The sequence below is a fragment of the Qipengyuania mesophila genome (assembly GCF_019711655.1).
In the GTDB taxonomy this organism is placed as follows: domain Bacteria; phylum Pseudomonadota; class Alphaproteobacteria; order Sphingomonadales; family Sphingomonadaceae; genus Qipengyuania; species Qipengyuania mesophila.
Window position 1 is genome coordinate 178,548 of record NZ_JAIGNU010000003.1, and the last position, 23,833, is coordinate 202,380.

Sequence of the window (23,833 nt, forward strand, 5' to 3'; positions counted from 1 at the left end):
TGCATCGCTTCGGCCCGGCCGAGGCGCCGGGCAAGGCGCTACCTATGATCGCGCGTCCCATTTGGCAACAGCACGGAAAAACTGGTAACTCTTTGCATCCAGCGCGATAAGGGCCGTCCCATGGCGAGCATGCCCGACGATACTTTCGACGATATGCGCGACGCGCTGACCGGTCTGGGCAACCAGCCGCTCGCGCGCGAAACGATCGCGCGGTGGCAGCGCGACTGGCCGCCCGATACGATTGCCTGCCCGATCCAGGCGATGCTGATCACGCTCGGACGGATCGACACGGTCAATGTCGCTTTCGGCGAATCGGCGGGCGACGGGGCGCTGGTCGAGGTGGCACAGCGGATCAAGCACTTCGCCGGCGACGAGCTGGAAAGCAGCAATGCCTGGCTGGCTGCGCGACTGAACGGCGGCAACTTCCTCCTCGTCGCGCGGCAGCAATGCAGCCGCGAACGCTGGCAGTGGCTGGCCGAGGCGCTGGCCGATGCGATCGCCGTGCCCATCCCCAATCCCGAAGGCGGCGCGAGCCTGCGGCTCTGGCCGCGCATCGCACTGATGCGGATGACCCCCGCCGATGATCCCGACAGTATGCTCGACCGGTTATCCGAACTCGCCACCCGCATGCGCGAGAGCAATCGCCGGCGGATCGACTGGTCGACGGGCGAGCAGGCGCGCCTGGGCCGCTCCAACCAGCAACTCGAGGCGGACCTGCTCGAAGCGATCGACCGCAACGAGATCGAGATCCTGTTTCAGCCCCAATATGCGCTCGATGATGACCGGCTCATCGGGGCGGAGGCGCTGGCGCGCTGGGACCATCCTCTGATCGGACGGATCGGCGGGGGCACGCTATTCCAGATCGCCGAACGTGCCGACCAGGTGGCGCATATGTCGCGGCACATCGCCACGCGCGCGCTCATCCAGGCGGTCCAGTGGCCGGAGGATCTGCGCCTGTCGGTCAATATCACCCCGGCCGATCTCGCGGCGGAGAATTTCGCCATCGACTTTGCGAATCTGGCGGAAATGGCGGGCTTTCCGCTCGACCGCATCACGCTCGAAATTATCGAGCAGGTGTTGCTCGCCGATCTCGACCGAGTCAGTCGCGTGCTCGACCAGCTCAAGCTGTTCGGCATCCGCATCGCGCTCGACGATTTCGGCGCCGGTTTCTGCAATTTCCGCTACCTAAAGGTCCTGCCGATCGACTGCATCAAGCTCGATCGTTCGATGCTCGACGGCGTGATCGAGGACGAGCGCGACCTCGCGGTGATCCGCGCGATTGTGGCGATGGCTGATGCGCTGGGCCTAAAGGTGCTCGCCGAAGGTGTCGAAACCGAGGCGCAGCGCGAGTTGCTGCGCAGCGAGGGCTGCGAATATTATCAGGGCTTCCTACGCGCGGAGCCCATGACCGCGGATGATTTCCTCGCGCTCGCGACGCGCTAGGCTGCCTGCTTCACGCCCTTGCGCGCCTTGCGCACGATCCCCGACAGCCCCTTCGTTAGCTGGAACAGCCCGTTGAGGCGGCTCTCGGGCGAATTCCAGGCGCGCGAAATCACCAGCTTCATGTCCGGGCGCAGCTTGGCGGTCCCCTGCAGCCGGTCGACATAGCCGAGCAGGCCGACCGGATCGGGGAAATCGTCCCGGTGGAAGGTCACCAGCGTGCCCTGCGCACCGACGTCGATCTTGGCGATGTTGGCCTCGATCGCCTGGTGCTTGATCTCGATCAGGCGGACGAGGTTGGCGGTGGCGGGCGGCAGTTCGCCGAAGCGGTCGATCATCTCGGCTGCAAGCGCCTCGATCTCGGCCTTGTCGGCGGCATCGTTGAGGCGGCGATAGAGCGCCATGCGCACCGCGAGATCGGGCACGTAGTCCTCGGGGATCATGATCGGCGCATCGACTGTGATCTGCGGGCTGACGGTCTCGCGCTTCGGTTCGAGGCCCAGCTCGCCGGCCTTGGCGGCGAGGATCGCGTCCTCGAGCATCGACTGGTAGAGTTCGAAGCCGACCTCGCGGATATGGCCCGACTGCTCGTCGCCAAGCAGGTTGCCCGCGCCGCGGATGTCGAGATCGTGGCTGGCCAGCTGGAAGCCCGCGCCGAGGCTGTCGAGATCGCCGAGCACTTTGAGGCGCTTTTCCGCCACCTCTGACAGCTGCGTGTCGACGCCATAGGTAAGGTAGGCATAGGCGCGCAGCTTCGAGCGGCCCACGCGACCACGCAGCTGGTAAAGCTGGGCGAGGCCGAAGATGTCGGCACGGTGGATGATGATCGTATTCGCGCTCGGCAGGTCGAGGCCGCTTTCGACAATGGTAGTGGCGAGCAGCACCTCGTACTTGCCCTCGTAGAAGGCGCTCATGCGCTCCTCGATCTCGCCGGCCGACATCTGGCCGTGTGCGGCGACGAATTTCACCTCGGGCACGTTCTCGTGCAGCCAGTCGGAGATCTGTTCCATGTCGGAAATGCGCGGGACGACGATGAAGCTCTGCCCGCCGCGATGGTGTTCGCGCAGCAGCGCCTCGCGCATCACCATGTCGTCCCATTCCATCACGTAGGTGCGCACCGCGAGGCGGTCGACCGGCGGGGTCTGGATGGTCGAGAGTTCGCGCAGGCCCGTCATCGCCATCTGCAGCGTGCGAGGGATCGGCGTCGCGGTGAGCGTCAGCATGTGCACGTCGGCGCGCAGCTGCTTGAGCTTTTCCTTGTGCGTGACGCCGAAACGCTGTTCCTCGTCGACGATCACGAGGCCGAGGTTCTTGAACCTGGTCTGCTTCGACAGGATCGCATGCGTGCCGACCACGATATCGACCTGGCCGTTTTCCAGCCCCTCGCGCGTTTCCTTCATCTCGCGCGCCAGAACCAGCCGCGAAAGCCTGCCAATCTTGAGCGGGAAGCCCTTGAAGCGATTGGCGAAGTTTTCGAAGTGCTGGCGGGCAAGCAGGGTGGTGGGGGCGACCACAGCGACCTGTTGGCCGTTCATCGCCGCGACGAAGGCGGCGCGCAGGGCGACCTCGGTCTTGCCGAAGCCGACATCCCCGCAGACCAGCCGGTCCATCGGCTTGCCGCTCTCGAGATCGCGCAGCACGTCCTCGATCGCGCGTTCCTGGTCGTCGGTTTCCTCGTACTGGAAGCGATCGAGGAACTGGTTGTAGGCTCCGTCCTCGACCTCGAGCACGGGTGCCTTGCGGAGCGCGCGCTGCGCGGCGACCTTGAGCAGTTCGCCGGCGATCTCGCGGATGCGTTCCTTGAGGCGCGCGCGGCGCTTTTGCCAGGCCTCGCCGCCGAGCTTGTCGAGCTGGACGGCTTCCTCGCTGCTTCCGTAGCGGCTGAGCACGTCGATGTTCTCTACCGGGATGAACAGCTTGTCGCCGCCACGATATTCGAGCTGGACGCAGTCGTGTTTCGACTTGCCCACCGGTATGGCCTCGAGCCCGAGATAGCGGCCGATGCCGTGTTCGGTATGGACGATCAGATCGCCGACGCTGAGCGCCTGGAGTTCGGCGAGGAAGGCGTCGGCATCGCGGCGCTTCTTCTTCCGCCGGACGAGCCGGTCGCCGAGCACGTCCTGCTCGGTGAGCAGCTCCATCTCGTCATTGGCGAAGCTCGCCTCGATTGGCAGCACCATCGCCACCGGCTTGCCCTTGGCTGAAAGGCCGAGGGCTTCCTGCCAGGTCTCGGCCAGTTGCACCGGCGTGCCCGCTTCATCGAGGATCGAGGCGATACGCGACCGGCTGCCGGTCGAATAGGCGGCGAGCAGCGGCCGCTTGCCGGCCTTGGCGAGCGATTTGAGATGCTCGGCGAGCACTGGATAGACATTGTCGCCGCGCGCGCGCTCTGGCGCGAAATCGCGGCCCGAGCGGAAACCGAAGCTGACGACTGTATCGCTTTCGGGTTCGTCGAACGGCGTGGCGCGATGCGCGGGAGCGGCGGCGAGCGCGGCCTTGAGCTCCTCGCCGGTCAGATAGAGCGCGTCGGGTTTCAGGGGGCGGTAGTTGCCCTTCGCCTGCCCGGTGATCGCCTTGCGCTGCTCGTAATAGTCGGTGACGTCTTTCACCCGCTCGTCAGCTGCGGCGAGGGCGGCCTGGTCGACCACCACCAGATCATCCTTGCCGAGATGGTCGAACAGCGTGGCCAGCTTGTCCTCGAACAGCGGCAGCCAGTGTTCCATGCCGGCGAGGCGACGCCCCTCGCTGACCGCTTCGTAGAGCGGGTCCTGCGTCGCATGCGCGCCGAACATCTCGCGGTACCGGCTGCGGAAAAGCTTTATGCTGCCTTCGTCGAGCAGCGCCTCGCTGGCGGGCAGCAGCAGGTGCGAGTCGAGCCGCCCGGTGCTCATCTGCGTGGTCGGATCGAAGCTGCGCAGGCTCTCCAGCTCGTCGCCGAAGAAGTCGAGCCGCAGCGCTTCCTCCATTCCGCTGGGGAAGATGTCGACGATCGAACCGCGCACGGCGTATTCGCCCTTGTCGATCACCGTGTCGGTGCGGCTGTAGCCCTGCTTCTGCAGCAGCAGCGAAAGGCTCTCGCGCCCGATCTCGGTGCCAGGGCGGAACTCGCGTACGCTCTCGCGAATGCGGAAGGGCGTGAGCACGCGCTGGAGTACGGCGTTGGCGGTGGTGACGACCAGCTGCGCCTTGGCCTTGCCCGCCTGCAGGCGATGCAGCGCGGCAAGCCGCCGCGCGCTGATCGACAGCGCCGGGCTGGCGCGGTCGTAGGGCAGCGAATCCCAGGCGGGAAATTCGATCACTTCGAGCTCGGGGGCGAAAAAGGTGGCGGCATCGACCACGCCGCGCATCGCCGCATCGTCGGGCGCGATGAACACCGCCCGGCCGCTGCTTGCCCGCGCAAGGTCGGCCATGACCAGCGGCTGCGCCCCGCGCGCGACCTGCGCCAGCGTGAGCGGATGCTTGGCTTTCAGGATGCGGGAGAGGTCGGGCATGGTGTTCCTAGCGTTCGAGGGTGCGCGGCGTTCCGCACACACGGCATTGCCCCCTGCCCGAACGGGAAGGGGGTGCGGGGGATATGGAGAGCGAAATAGGCGCTAGCGCCGGTGCGTCAACGCGGAATGTCGACGTAGTCGAGCTGCTGCATCGCCTCGATCAGCCGGCCCTGGAAGCGCGGCGGCGTCGGCTGGGTCTTGAGCGCCCAGGCCATCACGTCGACATCGTCTTCCTCGAGCAGCGCCTCGAACCAGGCGAGTTCTTCCTCGCCCCACGCGGCGTGATAGCGATCGAAGAAGCCGCCGATCATGTAGTCGGCCTCGCGCGTGCCGCGGTGCCAGGCGCGGAACTTGGCGCGCTGCTTGCGGCCTTCGATGGTGAGGAGATCGGGCATGGCAGGCGGGTAGTGCAGGCACGCGCGCCTTTCAACCGTCATTGCGAGGAGCCGCAGGCTCCGCGGCAATCCACAGCTCGGCTATCTGGAATGCTTCGCTGCGCTCGCAATGACTTTTGAGATTGGGCATAGCCACGCCATGCGCCCCGACATCCTCAACCCGCTGTTCGCCGAGACCGAGACGCTCGACGGCGTCGGGCCCAAGCTCAAGAAGCCGCTCGACCGGCTCGGGCTGACGCGCGTGCGCGATCTCGTCTACCACCTGCCCGAACGCTTCGTGACCCGCCGCGCGGTCGCGAATGTCGACGAGGCGGGCGAGGGCGAGCAGATCGTGGTCAAGCTCACCGTGACCGAGCATCGCGGCGGCCGTTCCCCACGCGCGCCCTACCGCGTGCTGGCGCAGGATGGCGTGGGCAATATCGTCGCGCTGACCTATTTCGGGCGCGCGTCCTACACGGCGAAGAAGGAGCTGCCGGTGGGCGAGGTGCGCTGGGTGGCGGGCAAGCTCGAACGCTTCGGCGACATGCTCCAGATCGTCCACCCCGACCACGTGGTCGAGGAGGGCGGCGAGACGCTCCAGCGGTTGCGCGAGCCGGTCTATCGCCTATCGGAGGGGTTGACGCAGCCGAGAGTGGCGGGGCTGATCGAGCAGGCGCTCGCGCGTACGCCCGAGCTGCCCGAGTGGATCGAGCCCTCGCAGCTGGACAAGGAAGGTTGGCCAGCATGGCGCAATGCGCTGGCGCTGGCGCACAAGGGCGAGAACGCCACCGCGCGCGACCGGTTGGCCTATGACGAACTGCTCGCCAACAGCCTCGCGCTGATGCTGGTGCGCGCCGACAACCGCAAGCGCAAGGGCCAGCCGCTCGCCGGCGATGGCAGCTATCGCAGCCGGCTCTCGCTGCCGTTCCCGCTGACGGGCGCACAAAAGCGCTCGATCGCCGAAATCGAGGGCGACATGGCGCAGGAAGCGCCGATGTTGCGGCTGCTCCAGGGCGATGTCGGCGCGGGCAAGACCGTGGTCGCACTTGAAGCCATGCTGATCGCGGTCGAGGCCGGGGCGCAGGCGGCGCTGCTCGCGCCTACCGAGATTCTCGCGCGGCAACATTACGAGAGCCTGCGCCGCCTCGCCGAGCCCACCGGCGCGCGCGTCGCGCTGCTGACGGGACGCGACAAGGGCCGGACACGCGAGGCGACGCTGATGGGCCTGCTCGACGGCAGTGTAGACATCGTCGTCGGCACGCATGCGATCTTCCAGGACAAGGTCGCCTATCGCAATCTCGCCATGGTGGTGATCGACGAACAGCATCGCTTCGGGGTCGGCCAGCGGCTGATGCTGGCGAGCAAGGGCAGGCGCGCACCACACGTCCTCGCCATGACCGCGACGCCGATCCCGCGCACGCTGACACTGGCGCAGTATGGCGAGCTCGACGTGAGCAAGCTCGACGAACTCCCGCCCGGCCGGCAGGCGATCGACACGGTGGTAATGGGGCAGGCGAGGATTGGCGCGCTGGTCGAGCGGCTGGCCGCACAGATCGCCGAGGGGCGGCAGGCCTATTGGGTCTGCCCGATGGTCCGCGAGATGGACGGCCCCGAGGAAATCGCCGCTGCCGAGGCGCGCTACGCGGCCTTGAAGGAGCGGTTCGGCGACGACGTCGTGATGGTCCATGGCCAGCTCGCGCCTGAAGTGAAGGATGCCGCGATGGAGCGTTTCGCGCGCGGCGAGGCCAAGCTGCTGGTCGCAACCACGGTGATCGAGGTCGGGGTCGACGTGCCCAATGCGACGCTGATGGTGATCGAACAGGCCGAACGCTTCGGCCTCGCGCAATTGCATCAGTTGCGCGGTCGCGTGGGTCGCGGGAGCGAAAAGAGCTTTTGTGTGCTCCTGCATGGCGAGATGCTCTCCGAAACCGCGCAGAAACGCCTCGCCCTGATGCGCGAATCCCAAGACGGCTTCTTCCTCGCGGAGGAGGATCTGCGTCTGCGCGGTGGGGGGGAACTGCTCGGCACACGGCAGTCGGGCGACACGCCGTTCAGCGTCGCCAGCCTGGAGCAGATCACCGCGCTGCTGCCCAAGGCCTATGACGACGCCCGCCTGCTGATGGAACGCGACGGCGGGCTGGAGGGCAAGCGCGGCGAGGCGGCACGCGTGCTGCTCTATCTCTTCGAGCGCGATTTCGGCGTGAAGACGCTGCGCGGGGGCTAGAACCCGAGCCTGTCCAGATCGCTCTCGGCCGCGGGACGATAACCCTCGCCGAAGAGACGAATGTGGATGAGCCACATCCACAGGCGATAGACCGGCAGCCGCTCGCGCCAGCCTGGGGAGAGGTCGAGACGATCGAACAGCGCCCTGGGCGGCCCGTCGAAGACGGTCATCGCCGCGGCATCGACCTCGCGGTCGCCGTAATAGGCGCAGGGGTCGATCAGCGAGGCCCTGGTGCCATTCCAGACTACGTTGCCGCCCCACAAATCGCCATGAACGAGCGCCACCGGCGGACGATCTGGAATGAGGTCGCCGAGCCGGGCTGCCAGCGCTTCGACCCGCCGCGCCACCTCGGGAGCGAGTTCGGAGAGGTGGCAGAGCAGCCGGTTCTCCCGCCAGAAGTCTATCCAATTGGAATGACGCGTGTTCGACACCGTCACGCGATGGAAGCCGTAATCTTCCGGCCAACCGAAATCCTCGTGCTGGGCGGCTCCGCGGAGTGGGTCGAGCGCCTCGGCGATCGCATCCCAGGCGCGTCCGTTGAAGGGCTGTGATGGACCGACGTCCCCCAGCACCAGCCAGCCGTCCTTCTGGCCGACGATGGTTGGCACAGGCGCGCCCAGCGCACGGATCTCCTCGAGCATCCGGGCTTCGCAATCCACCAGAGGTCCTCCTTTTGCGACCAATGTGCTTCCGTCGGACAGGACTATCCGGCTGGCTCCCGAAATGTCGCCCCCGGCGAGCCTTTCCGAGCTACGGACCGTGCGCCCGCAAATGTCCGCTACGGCTTGCTCAAGCGTCGGCATCGATCAGGATTGCGACGAGTGCCTCCGCTCCGGCCTTCACGTCGAGCCAGGTCGCCTTGAAATTGTCCTCGCCGCCGTACCAGGGATCGGACAGTTCCCGACCCTCCTGTCCCGGCACGATATCCAGCAGCATCGCGGTCTTCGCCTTGCCGTCGCCCGGGTCGACCCGCGCGATATTGGCCATGTTCTGGCGATCCATGCCGAAGATGAAGTCGAACTCGTGGAAATCCCGCGCGGTAAGCTGCCGTCCCCGATAACCCGAGATGTCGATCCCGTGGCTCTGCGCCTCTTCGATACTGCGCGGATCGGGCGCTTCGCCGACATGATAGTCGGCGGTCCCCGCGCTATCGACCTCGACCTCGACGCCGGCGTTTTTCGCCGCATCGCGGAATGCCGCTTCGGCGAGGGGAGAGCGGCAGATGTTGCCGAGGCAGACGAACAGGACACGCGGGGTGGGCATGGCGCCGACCTTGTCTGCCAGCACCGCGAAGCGCAAGCCTCAGGCGGCGCGACGGACCTGGTTGCGACCGCCAGTCTTGGCTTCGTAGAGCGCCGCGTCGGCGCGCGCGAGAAGGTGGTCGAGGTCGTCGCCTGGCTGGAAGGCGGCGACTCCGACGCTGACAGTGAAGGGGATGATCGCGTCGCCGTGGACGACCGGGCGATCGGCGATCCCGTGACGCAGCCGCTCGCACACCATCGCCGCCGTCTCCAGGTCGGCCCGCGGGAAGATGACCGCGAATTCCTCGCCGCCGATCCGCCCGACGAGGTCGCGCTTGCGCAGGCTCTGGCCAGCACGCCGGGCGACCTCGCGGATGACACCGTCGCCCGCCGGATGGCCGAAGCGATCGTTGATCTGCTTGAAATGATCGATGTCGAAAATGGCCAGGCTGAGCGGGCGTGCGGGGTCGGTCACGGCGCGTTCGATCGAGCGCTCGAGCGCGTCGATGAAGCTCCTCCGGTTGGGCAGTCCGGTCAGCGCGTCGGTGGACGCGCTGCGCTGCAACGCACGCCGGGCGTCGGCTTCCGCATCGAGTGCTTGGCGCACATAGATGGTGGCCACCACGGTCAGGGCGAGCAGGAGGACACCGATGGCCGTCAGCACATATTGGTAGCGCTCGTTCGCCACAGCAAGCCGTCTTGCCTTCAAGGTCCGTTCGGCCAGCAACCGGCGTTCGGTGAGCTCGATGGCGTCGAGGACAGAGAGAATCCGGTCGAGCGAAGTCTTGCCCTCGCCTTGCTTCACGCTCGCGATCGCGTCGGCCTTGCGCCCGCTGCGTTGGAGCGCGAGCAGCGCTTGCAACCTCGTATCGAACGATGTGAGTTCGCGCTCGAGCGCGTCGATGCGCAACAGTTGCTCGGGATTGTCGGCGGTCAATGTCACCAGCCTTGCCAGGCTAGTTTCACCTTGCGCAACCCCTTGGAAATAGGGTTCGAGGAAGCGTTCGTCGTCGGTCAGCAGGAAGCCGCGCTCGCCGCGCAGCTTGGACAGCGAGGCCGTGCGCAGGCGATCGGTCTCGATCAGGACTTCGAGCGTGTGGACCTGCCACTGCTCGGCAATACCGCGCTCCTTTGCGGAGCGCATGGCGCTGAGGCTTGCACCGGCGAGCAGGATCGCCAGCAGCCCGACGCAGGCGATGAGGAAATAGCTCCGCCAGTCCGACCGCTGCGAGCGTCGCGCAACCTGTTTCGCGAGCCACATCAGATGAAAATCCCGGGCATGCGACTACCGTGGACGCGACGTGGTTAAGATCGCGCTAACTTCGCCGGCGGAGGGCCGGGTGGGCACGCTCAGCGATTGTGCCGCCCCTCGATCAGCGCGTCCACCACACCGGGATCGGCCAGCGTCGACGTATCGCCGAGCGAGCCGAACTCGTTCTCGGCGATCTTGCGGAGGATGCGGCGCATGATCTTGCCGCTGCGGGTCTTGGGCAGGGCCGGGGTGAAGTGAAGGTGATCGGGCGTTGCGATCGGGCCGATTTCGCTGCGCACATGCGCGCGCAATTCGGCGGTAAGATCCTCGTTCTCCTCCTCTCCGGCATTGAGCGTGACGTAGCAGTAGATACCCTGGCCCTTGATGTCGTGCGGGAAGCCGACGACTGCCGCCTCGCTGACCTTGGGATGGAGCACCAGCGCGCTTTCCACCTCGGCGGTACCCATGCGGTGGCCCGAGACGTTGATGACATCGTCGACCCGCCCGGTGATCCAATAGTAGCCGTCCTCGTCGCGGCGGCAGCCGTCGCCGGTGAAATACTTGCCCTTGTAGGTGCTGAAATAGGTCTGCACGAAGCGCTCGTGATCGCCGTAGACGGTGCGCGCCTGGCCAGGCCAGCTGCGAGTGATGCACAGATTTCCCTCGGTCGCGCCGTCCAGGATCGTACCTTCATTGTCGACCAGCTGCGGGCAGACACCGAAGAAGGGGCGGCCCGCGCTGCCCGGTTTCATGTCGTGCGCGCCGGGCAGCGTGGTGATCATGCAACCGCCGGTCTCGGTTTGCCACCAGGTGTCGATCACCGGCAGCTTACCCTTGCCGACGGTCTCGTGATACCAGCGCCAGGCCTCGGGATTGATCGGCTCGCCCACGCTGCCGAGCAGGCGCAGGCTCGAGAGGTCGTGCCTGGTGACGTGGCTGTCGCCCTCGCGCATCAGCGCGCGGATGGCGGTGGGGGCGGTGTAGAAGATGTTGACCTTGTGCTTCTCGCACACCGCCCAGAAGCGGTCGTGGTCGGGATAGTTGGGCACGCCCTCGAACATCAGCGCGGTCGCACCGTTCTGCAGCGGACCGTAGACGATGTAGCTGTGCCCGGTGACCCAACCGATATCGGCGGTGCACCAGAAGATTTCGCCCTCGCGATAGTCGAAGATGTAGCGGAAAGTGGTTTCGGTCCATACCGCGTAGCCGCCCGTGGTGTGGAGCACGCCCTTGGGCTTGCCGGTCGATCCCGAGGTATAAAGGATGAAGAGCGGGTCCTCCGCCTTCATCGGTTCGCAGGGGCAGGTGTCGGAAACGTCGGCGGACAGCTCGTGATACCAGTGATCGCGGCCTTCGGTCATCGCAATTTCGCCGCCGGTGTGGCGCAGCACGAGTACAGCCTTGGCGGAGACTTTCTTCAGCGCGACATCGACATTGGCCTTGAGCGGAATGCGCTTGCCGCCGCGCAGCCCCTCGTCGGCAGTTACGATCCAGTCGCTCGCGCAATCCTCGACCCGGCCGGCGATCGCCTCGGGGCTGAAGCCGCCGAAGATGACCGAATGCACCGCTCCGATCCGCGCACAGGCGAGCATGGCGAAGGCACCCTCGGGCACCATCGGCATGTAGATAGTGACGCGGTCGCCCTTCGCGACACCCATCTTCTTGAGCGTGTTCGCCATGCGGACGACTTCCGCCTGAAGCTCGGCATAGGTGATCCGGCGGACCTCGCCCTGCGGATCGTCTGGCTCGAAGATCAGCGCGAGGCGATCGCCATGGCCGGCCGCGACATGGCGGTCGACGGCATTGTGGCAGATGTTGAGGACGCCGTCCTCGAACCACTTGATCGAGACGGGGTCGAAGGACCAGTCGGCCACGGTCGTCGGCGGAGTGAACCAGTCCAGTCGTTCGGCTTGCCCCGCCCAGAAGGCGTCACTGTCCTCGATGCTGCGGGCGTAGAGCGCCTGATAATCCTCGAGTGTGCAATTGGTGCCCTCGATCGCCGCCTGGGGACGCCGTACCCATTCCGAACGATCCGTCGCCTCGGTCATGCCGTATTTCTCCTCTTCCGGAGGCCATCTCTAGGCATTCGGCGCCGCAGTGCAAACGCCTAGCTTTGCCTCGCCTTCCGGAAATGGACGCGTTAGGCATGCGACGATGGTGATTTCACGAAAACTGCAGCCTGTCGGTATTCTCGTCCTGGCGATGGCACAGCCTGCGTTCGCACAGGAGGGCGATCCGGTGATCGTTGTGACGGGCGAGGGGCTGGACGAGACTCCCGCGCTTCCCGCTTACGACAGCCAGACCATCGACCGCGAGCAATTGCTTTCGGTCCCGTCGGGACGGATCGAGGATGCGCTTTCCTCCGTTGCAGGGTTCCAGCAGTTCCGCCGGTCGGACAGCCGTTCGGCCAATGCCTCGGCGCAAGGGGTGACGCTGCGGGCACTGGGCGGCAATGCCACCAGCCGCGCGCTGGTGCTGCTCGACGGCGTACCGATGAGCGATCCCTTCTTCGGCTACATCCCGTTCAGTGCGCTCGCGCCCGAGCGGATGGCGCAGGTCCGCGTGACGCGTGGCGGGGGATCGGGACCCTTCGGGGCAGGCGCGCTAGCGGGGACGATCGAACTTACCAGCGCAGGGATCGAGGACCTGGCGGGGGTCGCCGGGCACGCGCTTGTCAACGATCGCGGCGAGAGCGAGGCGTCCGCCAGTGTGGGTACGCGGCTCGGTAGCGGCTTCGCCGTAGTCTCCGCTCGCTGGGATCGCGGCGAGGGCTTCTTCACGACGCCCGAGGCCGACCGCGTGCCGCAATCGGCGCGCGCCGCCTTCGATGGCTGGTCGGCGCAGCTCCGCGGCGTCGCCCCGCTGTCGGAAGACATCGAGCTGCAGGTGAGGGGCTTAGCCTTTCGCGACGAACGGACTTTGCGCTTCGAAGGTGCGGACAGCAGCATCGAGGGTCAGGATGCGAGCCTGCGGCTGGTCGGGCGGGGCGAATGGGCCTTCGATGCGCTGGCCTATGTCCAGGCGCGCAACTTCACCAATGTGGTGGTGAGTTCGACGCGCTTCGTGTCCGTGCTCGACCAGCGCAACACTCCCGCTACCGGCCTCGGCGGCAAGTTCGAGCTGCGCCCACCGGTGGGGGAGGACCATGTGCTCCGGCTGGGTGTCGACTACCGACGCGCGGACGGCGAATTGTTCGAGACCGCTATCAGCGCATTTTCGGGCCAGGTCACCGCGCGCCGCCATGCCGGGGGCGCCAACACCGATCTCGGTCTCTTCGTCGAGGACGACTGGAGCCTCCTCGGTGCGCTGACGCTGACTGCCGGGGCGCGGCTCGACCGCTGGACGATCCGCGACGGCTTCTACAGCGAGCGCGATGCGGACGGGCTGCCGGTCGTGGCGGAGACCTATCCGGACAGGACCGGCTGGAAGGGGTCCTTCCGCGGCGGCTTGCTCTATCGCGCGAGCGATGCGCTTGCGCTGCGCGCTGCGGCCTATACCGGACTCCGCCTCCCCACGCTCAACGAGCTCTACCGCCCCTTCGTCGTCTTTCCCGTGGTCACACAGGCTAATTCCGCGCTGCAGAACGAAACGCTCGAAGGTTTCGAGGCGGGGATCGAACTCTCTCCTGCCCGACAGGTCACGCTTTCGCTGACCGGCTTCGACAACCGCGTGAAGGATGCGATCGCCAACGTCACGATCGGTACCAATTTGCGCCAGCGGCAGAATATCGACGCGATCCATGCGCGCGGGGTCGAGGCGGGGCTAAAGGCCGAATTCGGCAGGCTCGGGCTCAATGCGTCGGTCGCCTGGACCGATGCCGAGGCGCAGGGCTCGGGCTTCGCCGCCGCGCTTGATTGCAATCGGCCGGCACAAACGCCCCGTTTTTTGGCCGGGGCGACGCTATCCTATCGCCCGTCCGAGGACTGGCTGTTCTCGGCGACGCTGCGGCACGTCGGGGCGCAGTTCGAGGACGATCTCGAGACCGACATCCTGCCCTCCGCGACCACGTTCGACGCTTATGCGCAGATCCCGCTCGGGCGGCAGGTCGCACTGGTGCTGCGCGGCGAGAACCTGACCGACGAAACCATCGTGACGCGCAACCAGGGCGGGTCGATCGACCTCGGCGTGCCGCGCACGCTGTGGGCCGGACTGAAGCTCGGTCTCTAGCCTCGGGTGGCTGCGTTCCCCGGCGGTCGGGCCGGGGAACGCATCGGGCCCCCCATGGCCCGATCAGAAGCGGTAGGACACGCCCGCGCTGAGCACCCAGGGATCGAGCTTGTGCTCGGTCTCGATTGCCAGCGTGTTGCCGGCGTACCAGCGCGCGGTGGTGTCGATGAAATAGCGCTTGGCATCCACCGTGATGCCGAGCCCGCTGTCGCCAATGGCGATGTCGGCGCCGCCCTGCAGCACGAGGCCGAATTCGTCCGACAGCGTTGTCCGCGTGACGCCGAGCGGGATGGTGGCCGCGCCCGGCTCGACATCGATCCACCAGAAATAGGTCGCACCCGCGCCGAGATAGGGTTTCACCCCGCCGAGGTCGAAATGATACTTCGCGGTGAGGGTGGCAGGGATGACCTTGGCGTCGGATACCAGTTGCGCACCCGGCAGCCCAGCGACCGCGTCGACATCGTGCTGAGTGACGCAGCAGATCGTCTCGATCGAGAAGTTCGGGCTGACGAAATATTCGACTGCGAACGTCGGCACGAAATTGTCGCTCGCCTCGGTCTGCGTACCTGCGGGCAGGCCGACGAGGTCGGTGTTGACGGCGGTGATCTTCCCGTCGGTCGCGACATAGGTCCCGAGCAGCTTGACCTGCACCTTGCCCTCGTCGTCCCGAGCTTGCGCTGCGGGTGCGGCGAGCGTTGCGACTCCGGCGAATGCCGCCGCGAGCACCTTTTTCATTTCGATCTTCCTTCGCGCCGCAGCGGCCGCCCTATGCGGCCCAGGATGTTTGCAGCGTCGAGTGTCGGGCTAACGCGCTAAAATTCGCGCGGCATTGATCTGGATCAAGGAGTTCACCGGGCGAACCGGCGAGAGGGAAAGTCATGACCACTCTCTCCCATCCCTTCGAACAATTTGCCGAGCGTGTGCTGCCGTCGACTCTGGGCGAGGACGTGCGGTGCGGCTTCCACATGCTCGCCCGATGCCATCCCCTTGCCCGTGAGGCCTCGCTCGATTTCGCGGAGCGGAGCGAGCAGATCGTCTTCGTCGTTCGGGGCGCGACCAAGCTGGTGGCGCACGCTTCCGAATCGCGCGACCAGGTCGTGGCCTTCCACTTCGCCGGCGAGGTCTTCACCGTCCCCGAGCCCGACAATTACTCCTATTCGGTCTGCGCCCTGCGCGAATGCGAGCTGCTCACCTTCGCCTCGCCCGAGTTTCTCCGCCTGGCTGAAGGGGAGGCGGAGATCATGCGGCAGCTTCTCGACAGCACGAAGCTTTCGCTGCGTCGCTGCCGGGAAAAGACAATTGCGCTGGGGCGCAAGACCGCAGGCGAGCGGGTCGCGGTCTTTTTGCTCGGCATGGCTCGCCGGATTGGGGTCGAGCAGGACGGGAGGGTTGCACTCGAACTGCCTATGTCTCGCCGAGACATCTCTGAGAGCCTTGGTCTGACCATCGAGACAGTCAGTCGGCAATTGAGCAAGCTCAAGGACGATGGTGTGATCGAGACGACGGGTCGCTCGGGAATCGTCCTGCTGGATTGCCCCGATCTCCAGCGGCGCGCCGGGTTCCTGAAACGCACCGCCTGACTTCTTTTCCAAAAATTGATCTGGATCAATGCGAGCGGTGGCCGTGCCGCCTAACCAGCAAGAAACGGACGGAGAATTTTGATGCAAGCGGAAGCTGCACTGGGCCGAATCGGCCTGTGGTTCCTGATCATGCTGGCTGCCATCGCGGCAGCCGTTGCCGCCGCCGACAGCGGTTTTGCCGCCCATGCCACGATCGTCGCAGTCATTGCCTTCGCAATGATCTGGATCAGTGCCTCGCGCTTCGATCCGCTGGGCAAGGCGCAGGGCTTCTTCAGGATGCCCGAGGGTCCTTCGCGTTATGACGACGAACCTATCCGCTGGGGCGTCATCGCCACGGTCTTTTGGGCGGTCGTGGGAATGCTCGTCGGGCTGATCATCGCTCTCCAGCTTGCCTATCCGTTGCTCAACATGGAGCCCTGGTTGAACTTCGGCAGGCTCCGCCCGCTTCACACCTCGGGAGTGATCTTTGCGTTCGGCGGCAATATCCTCATTGCCTCCAGTTATTACGTGGTTCAGCGCACCAGCCGTGCTCGCCTCGCTTTCCCGAGCCTCGCCCGGTTCGTCTTCTGGGGTTATCAGCTCTTCCTCGTGCTGGCGGCCAGTGGGTATGTCCTCGGGGTGACGCAAAGCCGTGAGTACGCAGAGCCTGAATGGTACGTCGATCTTTGGTTGACGATCGTCTGGGTCGCGTACCTGATCGTCTTCGTCGGCACGCTCGCGCGCCGAACCGAACCGCACATCTATGTCGCGAACTGGTTCTACCTCTCGTTCATCATCACCATCGCCATGCTCCATATCGTCAACAATCTGGCGATACCGGTTCACATCCTCGGATCGCATTCCTATTCGCTGTTCGCGGGCGTGCAGGATGCGCTGACGCAGTGGTGGTACGGGCACAACGCGGTGGCGTTCTTCCTGACCGTGCCGTTCCTGGCGATGATGTACTACTTCGTGCCCAAGCAGGCCGAGCGGCCGATCTACAGCTACCGCCTGTCGATCCTCCACTTCTGGTCGCTGATCTTCCTCTACATCTGGGCCGGCCCGCACCACCTGCTTTACACCGCGTTGCCCGACTGGGCGCAGACGCTCGGCATGGTGTTCTCGGTGGTGCTGTGGATGCCCAGTTGGGGCGGTATGATAAACGGCCTCATGACGCTCAACGGCGCTTGGGACAAGGTCCGCACCGACCCGATCATCCGCATGATGGTGATGGCCCTGGCCTTCTATGGGATGGCCACCTTCGAAGGACCGATGCTGTCGATCAAGGCGGTGAATTCGCTTTCGCACTACACCGACTGGACCATCGGCCACGTCCACGCCGGCGCGCTCGGCTGGAACGGGATGATTTCCTTCGCCGCGGTATATTTCCTCGTGCCCCGACTATGGAGGCGTGAGCGGCTCTATTCGCTGCGCTGGGTCAACTGGCACTTCTGGATGGCGACCATCGGAATCGTCTTCTACGCCGCGAGCATGTGGGTGTCGGGCATTACCCAAGGTCTGATGTGGCGCGAATACGGGTCGGACGGTTACCTCGTGAACAGCTTCGCCGACACCGTAGCCGCCCTTCACCCCATGTACCTTCTGCGCGCCTTCGGTGGGTCGCTGTATCTCGCAGGCGTCATCCTGATGGTTGCCAATGTCTGGTTGACGATCGTCGGGAGGCAACGCGCCGAAGCTCCGTTGCATGATGCGCCGTACGACCCCGAGGCCGACCGGCCCATCGTAGCCCAGCCGGCCGAGTAGGATCGATCATGAGCTTTACCGAGCAACACAAGAAACTCGAACGCAACATCACCATGCTGGGCGTCTTCGCCTTTGTCGCGGTGGCAATCGGCGGCGCGGTCGAAATCGCCCCCCTGTTCTGGATCGACAACACGATCGAGAAAGTCGACGGGATGCGGCCTTACACACCGCTCGAGCAGGCCGGACGCGATATCTACGTCCGCGAAGGCTGCTATGTCTGCCACAGCCAGATGATCCGCCCCTTCCGCGATGAGGTCGAACGCTATGGCCACTACTCGCTGGCGGCCGAGAGCATGTATGACCATCCCTTCCAGTGGGGATCGAAGCGCACCGGACCGGATCTTGCCCGCGTCGGTGGGCGCTATTCCGACGAATGGCACGTGCAACATCTTCACGATCCGCGCTCGGTGGTCCCGGAAAGCGTGATGCCGACCTACGCTTTCCTGAGCGAAACCCCGCTCAAGACTGACGATGCTGCGGCGAAGCTTACGGCCCTGCGGCGCACAGGCGTTCCCTACAGCGATGCCGATATCGAGAAGGCGGAACTCGACATGAAGGCGCAGGGCGACCCGTTCGCCGATGCCGGAGATCTCGAGCAGCGTTATCCGAAGGCCCAGATCCGGGACTACGACGGCAATCCGGCGCGCTTGAGTGAAATGGATGCGCTGGTCGCATATCTCCAAATGCTCGGCACATTGGTCGATGTGAATAACGCTGCGGCGCAGGAAGAACTGGCACAGGAGCAAGGCCGGTGAGCACATACGATACGCTGCGACACTTCGCCGACAGCTATGGCCTCGCGGTCATGATGGTCGTTTTCCTGGGTATGGCTGCCTGGCCATTCCGTCCTGGTGCCCGCGACCGCAATGACGCCGCGGCCAACATGATTTTCAAGGGGCAAGACGATGGCGAATAAGCAGTCGGACGGGAAAAGGATCGACGAGCCAACCGGCACCGAAACCGTTGGTCATGAATGGGACGGGATCGAGGAACTCGATACACCCATGCCCCGCTGGTGGCTGTGGACTTTGTATCTGACCATCGTCTGGGCAATCGCATATGTCATCGCCTATCCGGCTTGGCCAATGCTGCACAAGGCAACCGAAGGCGTGCTTGGATGGTCCAGTCGCGGCCAGCTGGCCGAGGAAATGAGCGCGGCCGACCTGGCGCGCGTCAGCGTGGGCGAACGGCTGGCAGCGATCGACATCAACAAGGTTCCGGCCAATGACGCGCTGATGCAGCAGGCCCGCGCGGGCGGTGCAGCAGCATTCAAGGTCAATTGTGTACAGTGTCACGGGGCGGGAGCCGGAGGTAACCAGAATCTCGGCTACCCCAACCTGAACGACGACGATTGGCTGTGGGGGGGCGACATGGCTTCGATCGAATATACCATCGAGCATGGCATTCGCCAGCCGGGCTCCGACCGTCGACAAAGCCAGATGCCGTCCTTCGAGGGCATGTTTGACAGTGCACAGCTCGACGCAGTGGCGCAGCATGTCCTCTCGCTAAGCGGCAAGGCCAAGCCCAATAGGGCCGGCGCGCAACTGTTCGCTGACAATTGTGCCGTCTGTCACGGCTCGCGCGGCGACGGCAATCGCGAACTTGGAGCTCCGCGTCTCAACGATGCGATCTGGCTGCGTGGGAATACGGCCGAGGCCATCAAGGCCCAGATGCTCAATCCGAAAATGGGGGCCATGCCGGCATGGGGCGAACGCCTCGATCCGATGACCATCAAGATGTTGACGGTCTATGTCCATTCGCTCGGGGGAGGCGAAGACTTCGTGGAGGTCGCGGCCGAACCCGGGGACGAGGTCGATGAGCAACCCTGACGAACCCCGGGGCGATGGCGAGCGCGACTGGTCGCTCGTGGTCGAGGACGGTGTTGCCAAGGTCAACGAACCCGTGTCGAGCGCGGTCGCCGATGCCGAGGCGGCGACGCGCCGACACGAACCGCACGAACCTTCGCGCCAGCACCTGCCGGAGAAGCTCTACGAGCCGAGGCGGCAGGTACACAACAAGCGGATCGACGGCCCTTTCCGCCGGTTCAAGTGGTTCGTCATGCTCGTCACACTGGCGATCTATTATATCACGCCGTGGATCCGCTGGGACCGTGGGGCCTACGCGCCCGACCAGGCGGTGCTTGTCGATCTGGCGAACCGGCGCTTCTACATGTTCTCGATCGAGATCTGGCCGCAGGAGTTCTATTTCGTCGCAGGCCTGCTGATCATGGCTGGGATCGGACTGTTCCTCGTCACCAGTGCGGTGGGGCGGGCCTGGTGCGGCTATGCCTGCCCCCAGACGGTGTGGACCGATCTCTTCCAGCATATCGACCGCTTCGTCGACGGCGACCGCAACGCCCGCATGCGTCTCGACGCCGCACCCTGGACCTGGGGAAAGGTGCTGCGGCGCGGCTTCAAGTGGACGATCTATCTGATCATCGGTTTCTGGACCGGGGGTGCATGGATCATGTACTTCGCAGATGCCCCGACCCTGGTGCACGACTTCTGGCGGGGCGAAGCGGCACCCGTCGCCTATATTACCGTCGCCGTGCTGACGCTCACCACCGTGACGCTGGGCGGCTTCATGCGCGAGCAGGTGTGCATCTACATGTGTCCCTGGCCCCGCATCCAGACCGCCATGATGGACGAAAAGTCGTTGCTGGTGACCTACAAGGACTGGCGCGGCGAACCGCGCGGCAGCGTGAAGAAGTCCGAAAAGCACCCGGGCGAGTTCGGCGATTGCATCGATTGCACCATGTGCGTGCAGGTCTGCCCGACCGGTATCGACATCCGTGAAGGACCGCAGATCGGATGCATTACCTGCGCGCTGTGCATCGACGCCTGTGACCGGGTGATGAAGGATATCGGTCGCCCGAGAGGGCTGATCGACTATGCGACGCTCGAGGATTGTCAGGCCGAGGCCGCAGGCGGCGAAGTCCGCTCGCCCTGGAAGGCCCTCTTTCGCCCGCGTACGCTGGTGTATCTCGGCATCTGGTCAGCGATCGGCGCGGCGATGCTCTTCGCACTCGGCACCCGTTCACGGCTCGACCTCACGGTGGCCGCAGATCGCAATCCGCCCTATATGCTGATGAGCGATGGGGCGGTGCGCAATTCCTATACGCTAAAGCTGCGCAACATGAGCAGTGAGCCGCGCGACATGCATATCGCAATCGAGGGTCTCGATGGCGGGGTCATGTGGACCGACAGCACCGCTATGGACCAGGCGTCGCGCGTGCAGGACGTCACCGTCCCTGCCGACGAGACCCGAACGGTCCGGGCGTACGTGCGCGCACCTGATGGCACGACCACACAGGATTTCGCATTCCTCCTCAGCGGGGGTGGAGAGCGTCCCGAGAGCGATCGAGCCGAAACTCGCTTCGATGCACCGGAGGAATAAGATGACGAAGCGATTTTCCGGTTGGCACATGACCGGCATCCTTGTCGGCGGCTTCGGCGTGGTCATTGCCGTCAACCTCCTGATGGCAAGCTTCGCGGTCGGCAGCTTCGGCGGGGTCGTCGTCGACAATTCCTATGTCGCCAGCCAGAAGTTCAACGACTGGCTTGCGGAGGCCGAGCGCCAGAATCACCTCGGCTGGACTGCACGGATGGGTCGGGACGGCGACGGTCGCCTGATAGTCGCGACCCAGGGCGTGCCGCCTACCGCCCGCGCCAAGGTCGTCTTGCGTCACCCATTGGGAAAGACCGAAACCATGGAATTCGACCTCGTACCGAATGGTGCGGGCCGCTATGTGAGCCCTGAGAGGCTTCCCGAGGGGCGCTGGCTTGCGCGTCTCGAGCTCCAGAATGGTGCCGACACCATGCGGATCGAGAGGCCGCTGGGATGAACGCTTCTGCCGCCATTGACCCGGTCCCCTTGAGCGCTCTGGCGGACAGTCGCTTCACCGTACCCGGCATGCGCTGCGCCGGGTGTATCGCCAAGATCGAGCGCGGGCTCTCCGAACTCGATGGCGTCGAGGTGGCGCGGGTCAATTTCTCGGCCAAGCGCGTCGCGGTGCGCCATGTCGCCTCGCTGAGCACGCGCGACGTCGTCGAGGCCCTCGCGCATCTCGGGTTCGAGGCGCAGGCCGTGGTCGACAATCCGCTGGCGCAGGACGACCGCGAGGCGAAGGCGCTGCTCCGCGCTTTGGCGGTGGCGGGCTTCGGCATGATGAACATCATGCTGCTGTCGGTCAGCGTGTGGTCGGGGGCGGGCGGGGTCACGCGTGAGCTGTTTCACTGGCTCTCCGCCCTGATCGCGATTCCGGTGATCGCCTATGCCGGGCGTCCCTTCTTCGCCAGCGCGGCGATGGCGCTGCGCTACCGGCGGACCAATATGGATGTGCCGATCTCGATCGGCGTGCTGTTGGCGACCGGACTCAGCTTTTACGAGACGCTGACCGGCGGCGCGCACGCCTATTTCGACGGCGCGGTCATGCTGCTGTTCTTCCTGCTTGCGGGCCGCGCGCTCGACGCCACCATGCGCAACAAGACACGGGCCGGAATCGGTGCGCTCCTCTCGCGCATGGGCAAGAGTGCGACCGTGCTCGATGCGTCGGGGACGAGCCGCGTGATCGCCGCCGAAGAGATCGAACCGGGAATGCTGATGCTGGTCGCGGCAGGCGAGGCGCTGGCTGCGGACGGGGTGGTCGAAGACGGCTCCACCGCGCTCGACAACGCCATGCTGACAGGCGAAAGCACGCCGCAAGTCGCCGAAGAAGGCGACACGGTCTATGCCGGGGCGATCAATCTCGGTAGCGCGGTGCGCGTGCGCGTGACCGCTGCGGCTTCGGACACGGCGCTAGCCGAAATCGCCCGGTTGATGGACGAGGCGGGGCAGTCGCGCAGTAGCTATGTGAGAATCGCCGACCGCGCTTCGCGCCTCTACGCCCCAGCGGTGCATACGCTGGCGCTGCTGGCTTTCGTGGGTTGGATGATCGCAGGCGCGGGCTGGCACCATGCGCTGGTGATTGCCATTGCCGTGCTTATCATCACCTGTCCCTGCGCCATGGGTCTCGCGGTGCCGGCGGCGCAGGTGGTCGCCTCGGGGGCGCTCGCCCGCCACGGCTTGCTGGTCAAGGATGGCAGCGCGCTCGAACGGCTCGCCGAGGTCGATGTCGCGCTGTTCGACAAGACCGGAACGCTCACGCTCGGCGAGCCGGTGCCGCAGCTCGGCCACCTGTCGGCGCAGCAGGCTTCGGTGGCGCTGGCCCTCGCGCGGACCAGTCGCCATCCGCTGAGCAGGGGGATCGCCCAAGCGTTAGTGGAGCAGGGCGTAGCGGCCGCCTCAGTCGAGAGGGTGCGGGAGCATCCGGGGAAGGGCGTCACCGGTTGGCTCGATGATGTGCCGGTCTCACTGGAAAGGCCCGCGACGACCAGCGCGGCGCTCTCGACGAGCCTGCGGATCGGCACCGATGCAGTCACCATCGCCTATTCCGACCCGATCCGCGACGATGCTGGCCCGGCACTCCGGGCTCTCGAAGCCGAGGGTATCCAGGCGAGCATCCTTTCGGGCGATCGCGCAGCTCCGGTCGCCGCGATGGCCGGTGAGTTGGGCATCGGATGGCAGGCCGAACTCCTGCCCGATGCCAAGCTGAAGCTGCTCGAAGATCTCAAGGCATCGGGCCACTATCCGCTGATGGTCGGCGACGGAATCAATGATGGACCCGCGCTCGCAGCCGCGCATGCTTCGATCGCCCCGGGTAGCGCCAGCGACGCCAGCCAGCAGGCGGCCGATGCGGTCTTCCTGGGGCGCTCGCTGATGCCGGTGGCGCTCGCGGTCCGCGTTGCCCGCAGGACGATGGTGATCGTGCGCCAGAATTTCGCTTTCGCCGTGCTTTACAACATCCTTGCCGTGCCGCTGGCGCTGGCGGGGATGGTCACGCCGCTGATCGCCGCCGTGGCGATGTCGCTCAGTTCGCTGGTGGTCGTGGGCAATTCGCTGCGGCTCGCAAGGGCGGCGCGATGAGCGGTCTGGCGTTCCTCATCCCGATTGCGCTGGGCATGGGTCTGGTCGGCCTGGGGGCGTTCTTCTGGGCCATGCGCAAGGGGCAGTTCGACGATCTCGACGGCGCCGCGCACCGCATCCTGATCGAGGACGAGGATGACCAGGCTTGATCCATTCGCTAGCCCTTGGACTGGCCGCACTGCTGCCGCTGGCGATCGGCCCCTCGCCGGCGTCCGCAACGAACATCACCGCGAAATTCTGCGGTGGCGGCACCGTCGAAATTCCGATCAGGCGCGATGGCGACCCGACCCCGCCGTGCACCATGAAAGGTTGCCACGCGGGTTCGTGCCGCAAGCGAATTGATCTGCGTCAATGACC

The 23,833-nt window shown here is 65.5% G+C and carries 20 protein-coding genes; 13 read left to right on the forward strand and 7 right to left on the reverse strand.

Annotation, left to right across the window (positions count from 1 at the left end; translation table 11 throughout):
• Positions 1 to 129: 129 nt before the first annotated feature.
• On the forward strand, positions 130 to 1,443 hold the full coding sequence (locus K3181_RS13725; protein ID WP_247715158.1) for a bifunctional diguanylate cyclase/phosphodiesterase: 1,314 nt from the start codon (positions 130 to 132) through the stop codon (positions 1,441 to 1,443).
• Here the strand turns inward: K3181_RS13725 and mfd are convergent.
• On the reverse strand, positions 1,440 to 4,931 hold the full coding sequence (gene mfd, locus K3181_RS13730) for a transcription-repair coupling factor (RefSeq protein WP_221603687.1): 3,492 nt from the start codon (positions 4,929 to 4,931) through the stop codon (positions 1,440 to 1,442). The two genes, K3181_RS13725 and mfd, sit on opposite strands and share 4 nt — an antisense overlap.
• Before the next feature lie 116 nt (positions 4,932 to 5,047).
• Positions 5,048 to 5,326 (reverse strand): FAD assembly factor SdhE, encoded by a 279-nt coding sequence (locus tag K3181_RS13735; RefSeq protein WP_221603688.1) that lies wholly within the window; start codon positions 5,324 to 5,326, stop codon positions 5,048 to 5,050.
• Between the two features lie 139 nt (positions 5,327 to 5,465).
• On the opposite strand from K3181_RS13735, the gene recG reads away from it, so the two are divergent.
• Positions 5,466 to 7,529 carry an ATP-dependent DNA helicase RecG gene (recG, locus tag K3181_RS13740; protein ID WP_221603689.1) on the forward strand — a complete coding sequence of 688 codons (2,064 nt, stop codon included), beginning with the start codon at positions 5,466 to 5,468 and terminating at the stop codon, positions 7,527 to 7,529.
• Here recG and K3181_RS13745 read toward each other — a convergent pair.
• From K3181_RS13745 to acs, 4 genes are all read right to left on the reverse strand, one after another.
• Entirely contained in the window at positions 7,526 to 8,332 is an 807-nt protein-coding gene (locus K3181_RS13745; protein ID WP_221603690.1) for a fructosamine kinase family protein, read from the reverse strand. The genes recG and K3181_RS13745 overlap by 4 nt on opposite strands.
• On the reverse strand, positions 8,319 to 8,792 hold the full coding sequence (locus tag K3181_RS13750; protein ID WP_221603691.1) for a low molecular weight protein-tyrosine-phosphatase: 474 nt from the start codon (positions 8,790 to 8,792) through the stop codon (positions 8,319 to 8,321). Before K3181_RS13750 ends, K3181_RS13745 begins: the two co-directional genes overlap by 14 nt.
• Positions 8,793 to 8,831: 39 nt before the next feature.
• On the reverse strand, positions 8,832 to 10,031 hold the full coding sequence (locus tag K3181_RS13755; RefSeq protein WP_221603692.1) for a sensor domain-containing diguanylate cyclase: 1,200 nt from the start codon (positions 10,029 to 10,031) through the stop codon (positions 8,832 to 8,834).
• 89 nt (positions 10,032 to 10,120) lie between these two features.
• A complete protein-coding gene (acs, locus tag K3181_RS13760) occupies positions 10,121 to 12,070 on the reverse strand; it encodes an acetate--CoA ligase (RefSeq protein ID WP_221603693.1) in 1,950 nt (649 codons plus the stop codon).
• A 154-nt stretch (positions 12,071 to 12,224) separates the two neighbouring features.
• On the opposite strand from acs, the gene K3181_RS13765 reads away from it, so the two are divergent.
• Positions 12,225 to 14,189 (forward strand): TonB-dependent receptor, encoded by a 1,965-nt coding sequence (locus K3181_RS13765; protein ID WP_247715159.1) that lies wholly within the window; start codon positions 12,225 to 12,227, stop codon positions 14,187 to 14,189.
• A gap of 63 nt (positions 14,190 to 14,252) precedes the next feature.
• Here K3181_RS13765 and K3181_RS13770 read toward each other — a convergent pair whose 3' ends face one another.
• On the reverse strand, positions 14,253 to 14,924 hold the full coding sequence (locus K3181_RS13770) for an OmpW/AlkL family protein (protein ID WP_221603695.1): 672 nt from the start codon (positions 14,922 to 14,924) through the stop codon (positions 14,253 to 14,255).
• Positions 14,925 to 15,067: 143 nt separating this feature from the next.
• Between K3181_RS13770 and K3181_RS13775 the strand changes: the two genes are divergently transcribed.
• From K3181_RS13775 to K3181_RS13820, 10 genes are all read left to right on the forward strand, one after another.
• Complete coding sequence (locus K3181_RS13775) at positions 15,068 to 15,769, forward strand: helix-turn-helix domain-containing protein (RefSeq protein ID WP_221603696.1); 702 nt, start codon at positions 15,068 to 15,070, stop codon at positions 15,767 to 15,769.
• Positions 15,770 to 15,850: 81 nt separating this feature from the next.
• Positions 15,851 to 17,512: a cytochrome-c oxidase, cbb3-type subunit I gene (ccoN, locus tag K3181_RS13780; protein ID WP_221603697.1), complete on the forward strand. Its 1,662-nt coding sequence runs from the start codon at positions 15,851 to 15,853 to the stop codon at positions 17,510 to 17,512.
• Positions 17,513 to 17,520: 8 nt separating this feature from the next.
• On the forward strand, positions 17,521 to 18,267 hold the full coding sequence (gene ccoO, locus K3181_RS13785) for a cytochrome-c oxidase, cbb3-type subunit II (protein ID WP_221603698.1): 747 nt from the start codon (positions 17,521 to 17,523) through the stop codon (positions 18,265 to 18,267).
• Positions 18,264 to 18,428, forward strand: a complete 165-nt coding sequence (locus K3181_RS13790) for a cbb3-type cytochrome c oxidase subunit 3 (protein WP_221603699.1) — start codon at positions 18,264 to 18,266, stop codon at positions 18,426 to 18,428. Before ccoO ends, K3181_RS13790 begins: the two co-directional genes overlap by 4 nt.
• Positions 18,418 to 19,341, forward strand: coding sequence for a cytochrome-c oxidase, cbb3-type subunit III (ccoP, locus tag K3181_RS13795; RefSeq protein ID WP_221603700.1), 924 nt, complete (start codon positions 18,418 to 18,420; stop codon positions 19,339 to 19,341). The genes K3181_RS13790 and ccoP overlap by 11 nt, the downstream gene beginning before the upstream one ends.
• Positions 19,328 to 20,908 (forward strand): cytochrome c oxidase accessory protein CcoG, encoded by a 1,581-nt coding sequence (gene ccoG / locus K3181_RS13800; protein ID WP_221603701.1) that lies wholly within the window; start codon positions 19,328 to 19,330, stop codon positions 20,906 to 20,908. Before ccoP ends, ccoG begins: the two co-directional genes overlap by 14 nt.
• Before the next feature lies 1 nt (position 20,909).
• The gene (locus K3181_RS13805) at positions 20,910 to 21,356 is read left to right on the forward strand and encodes a FixH family protein (RefSeq protein ID WP_221603702.1); all 447 of its coding nucleotides are present in this window, start codon (positions 20,910 to 20,912) and stop codon (positions 21,354 to 21,356) included.
• Positions 21,353 to 23,476 (forward strand): heavy metal translocating P-type ATPase, encoded by a 2,124-nt coding sequence (locus K3181_RS13810; protein ID WP_221603703.1) that lies wholly within the window; start codon positions 21,353 to 21,355, stop codon positions 23,474 to 23,476. The genes K3181_RS13805 and K3181_RS13810 overlap by 4 nt, the downstream gene beginning before the upstream one ends.
• Complete coding sequence (gene ccoS / locus K3181_RS13815; RefSeq protein WP_221603704.1) at positions 23,473 to 23,625, forward strand: cbb3-type cytochrome oxidase assembly protein CcoS; 153 nt, start codon at positions 23,473 to 23,475, stop codon at positions 23,623 to 23,625. The genes K3181_RS13810 and ccoS overlap by 4 nt, the downstream gene beginning before the upstream one ends.
• Positions 23,622 to 23,831 (forward strand): hypothetical protein, encoded by a 210-nt coding sequence (locus K3181_RS13820; RefSeq protein ID WP_221603705.1) that lies wholly within the window; start codon positions 23,622 to 23,624, stop codon positions 23,829 to 23,831. Before ccoS ends, K3181_RS13820 begins: the two co-directional genes overlap by 4 nt.
• The last annotated feature ends 2 nt before the right edge of the window (positions 23,832 to 23,833 follow it).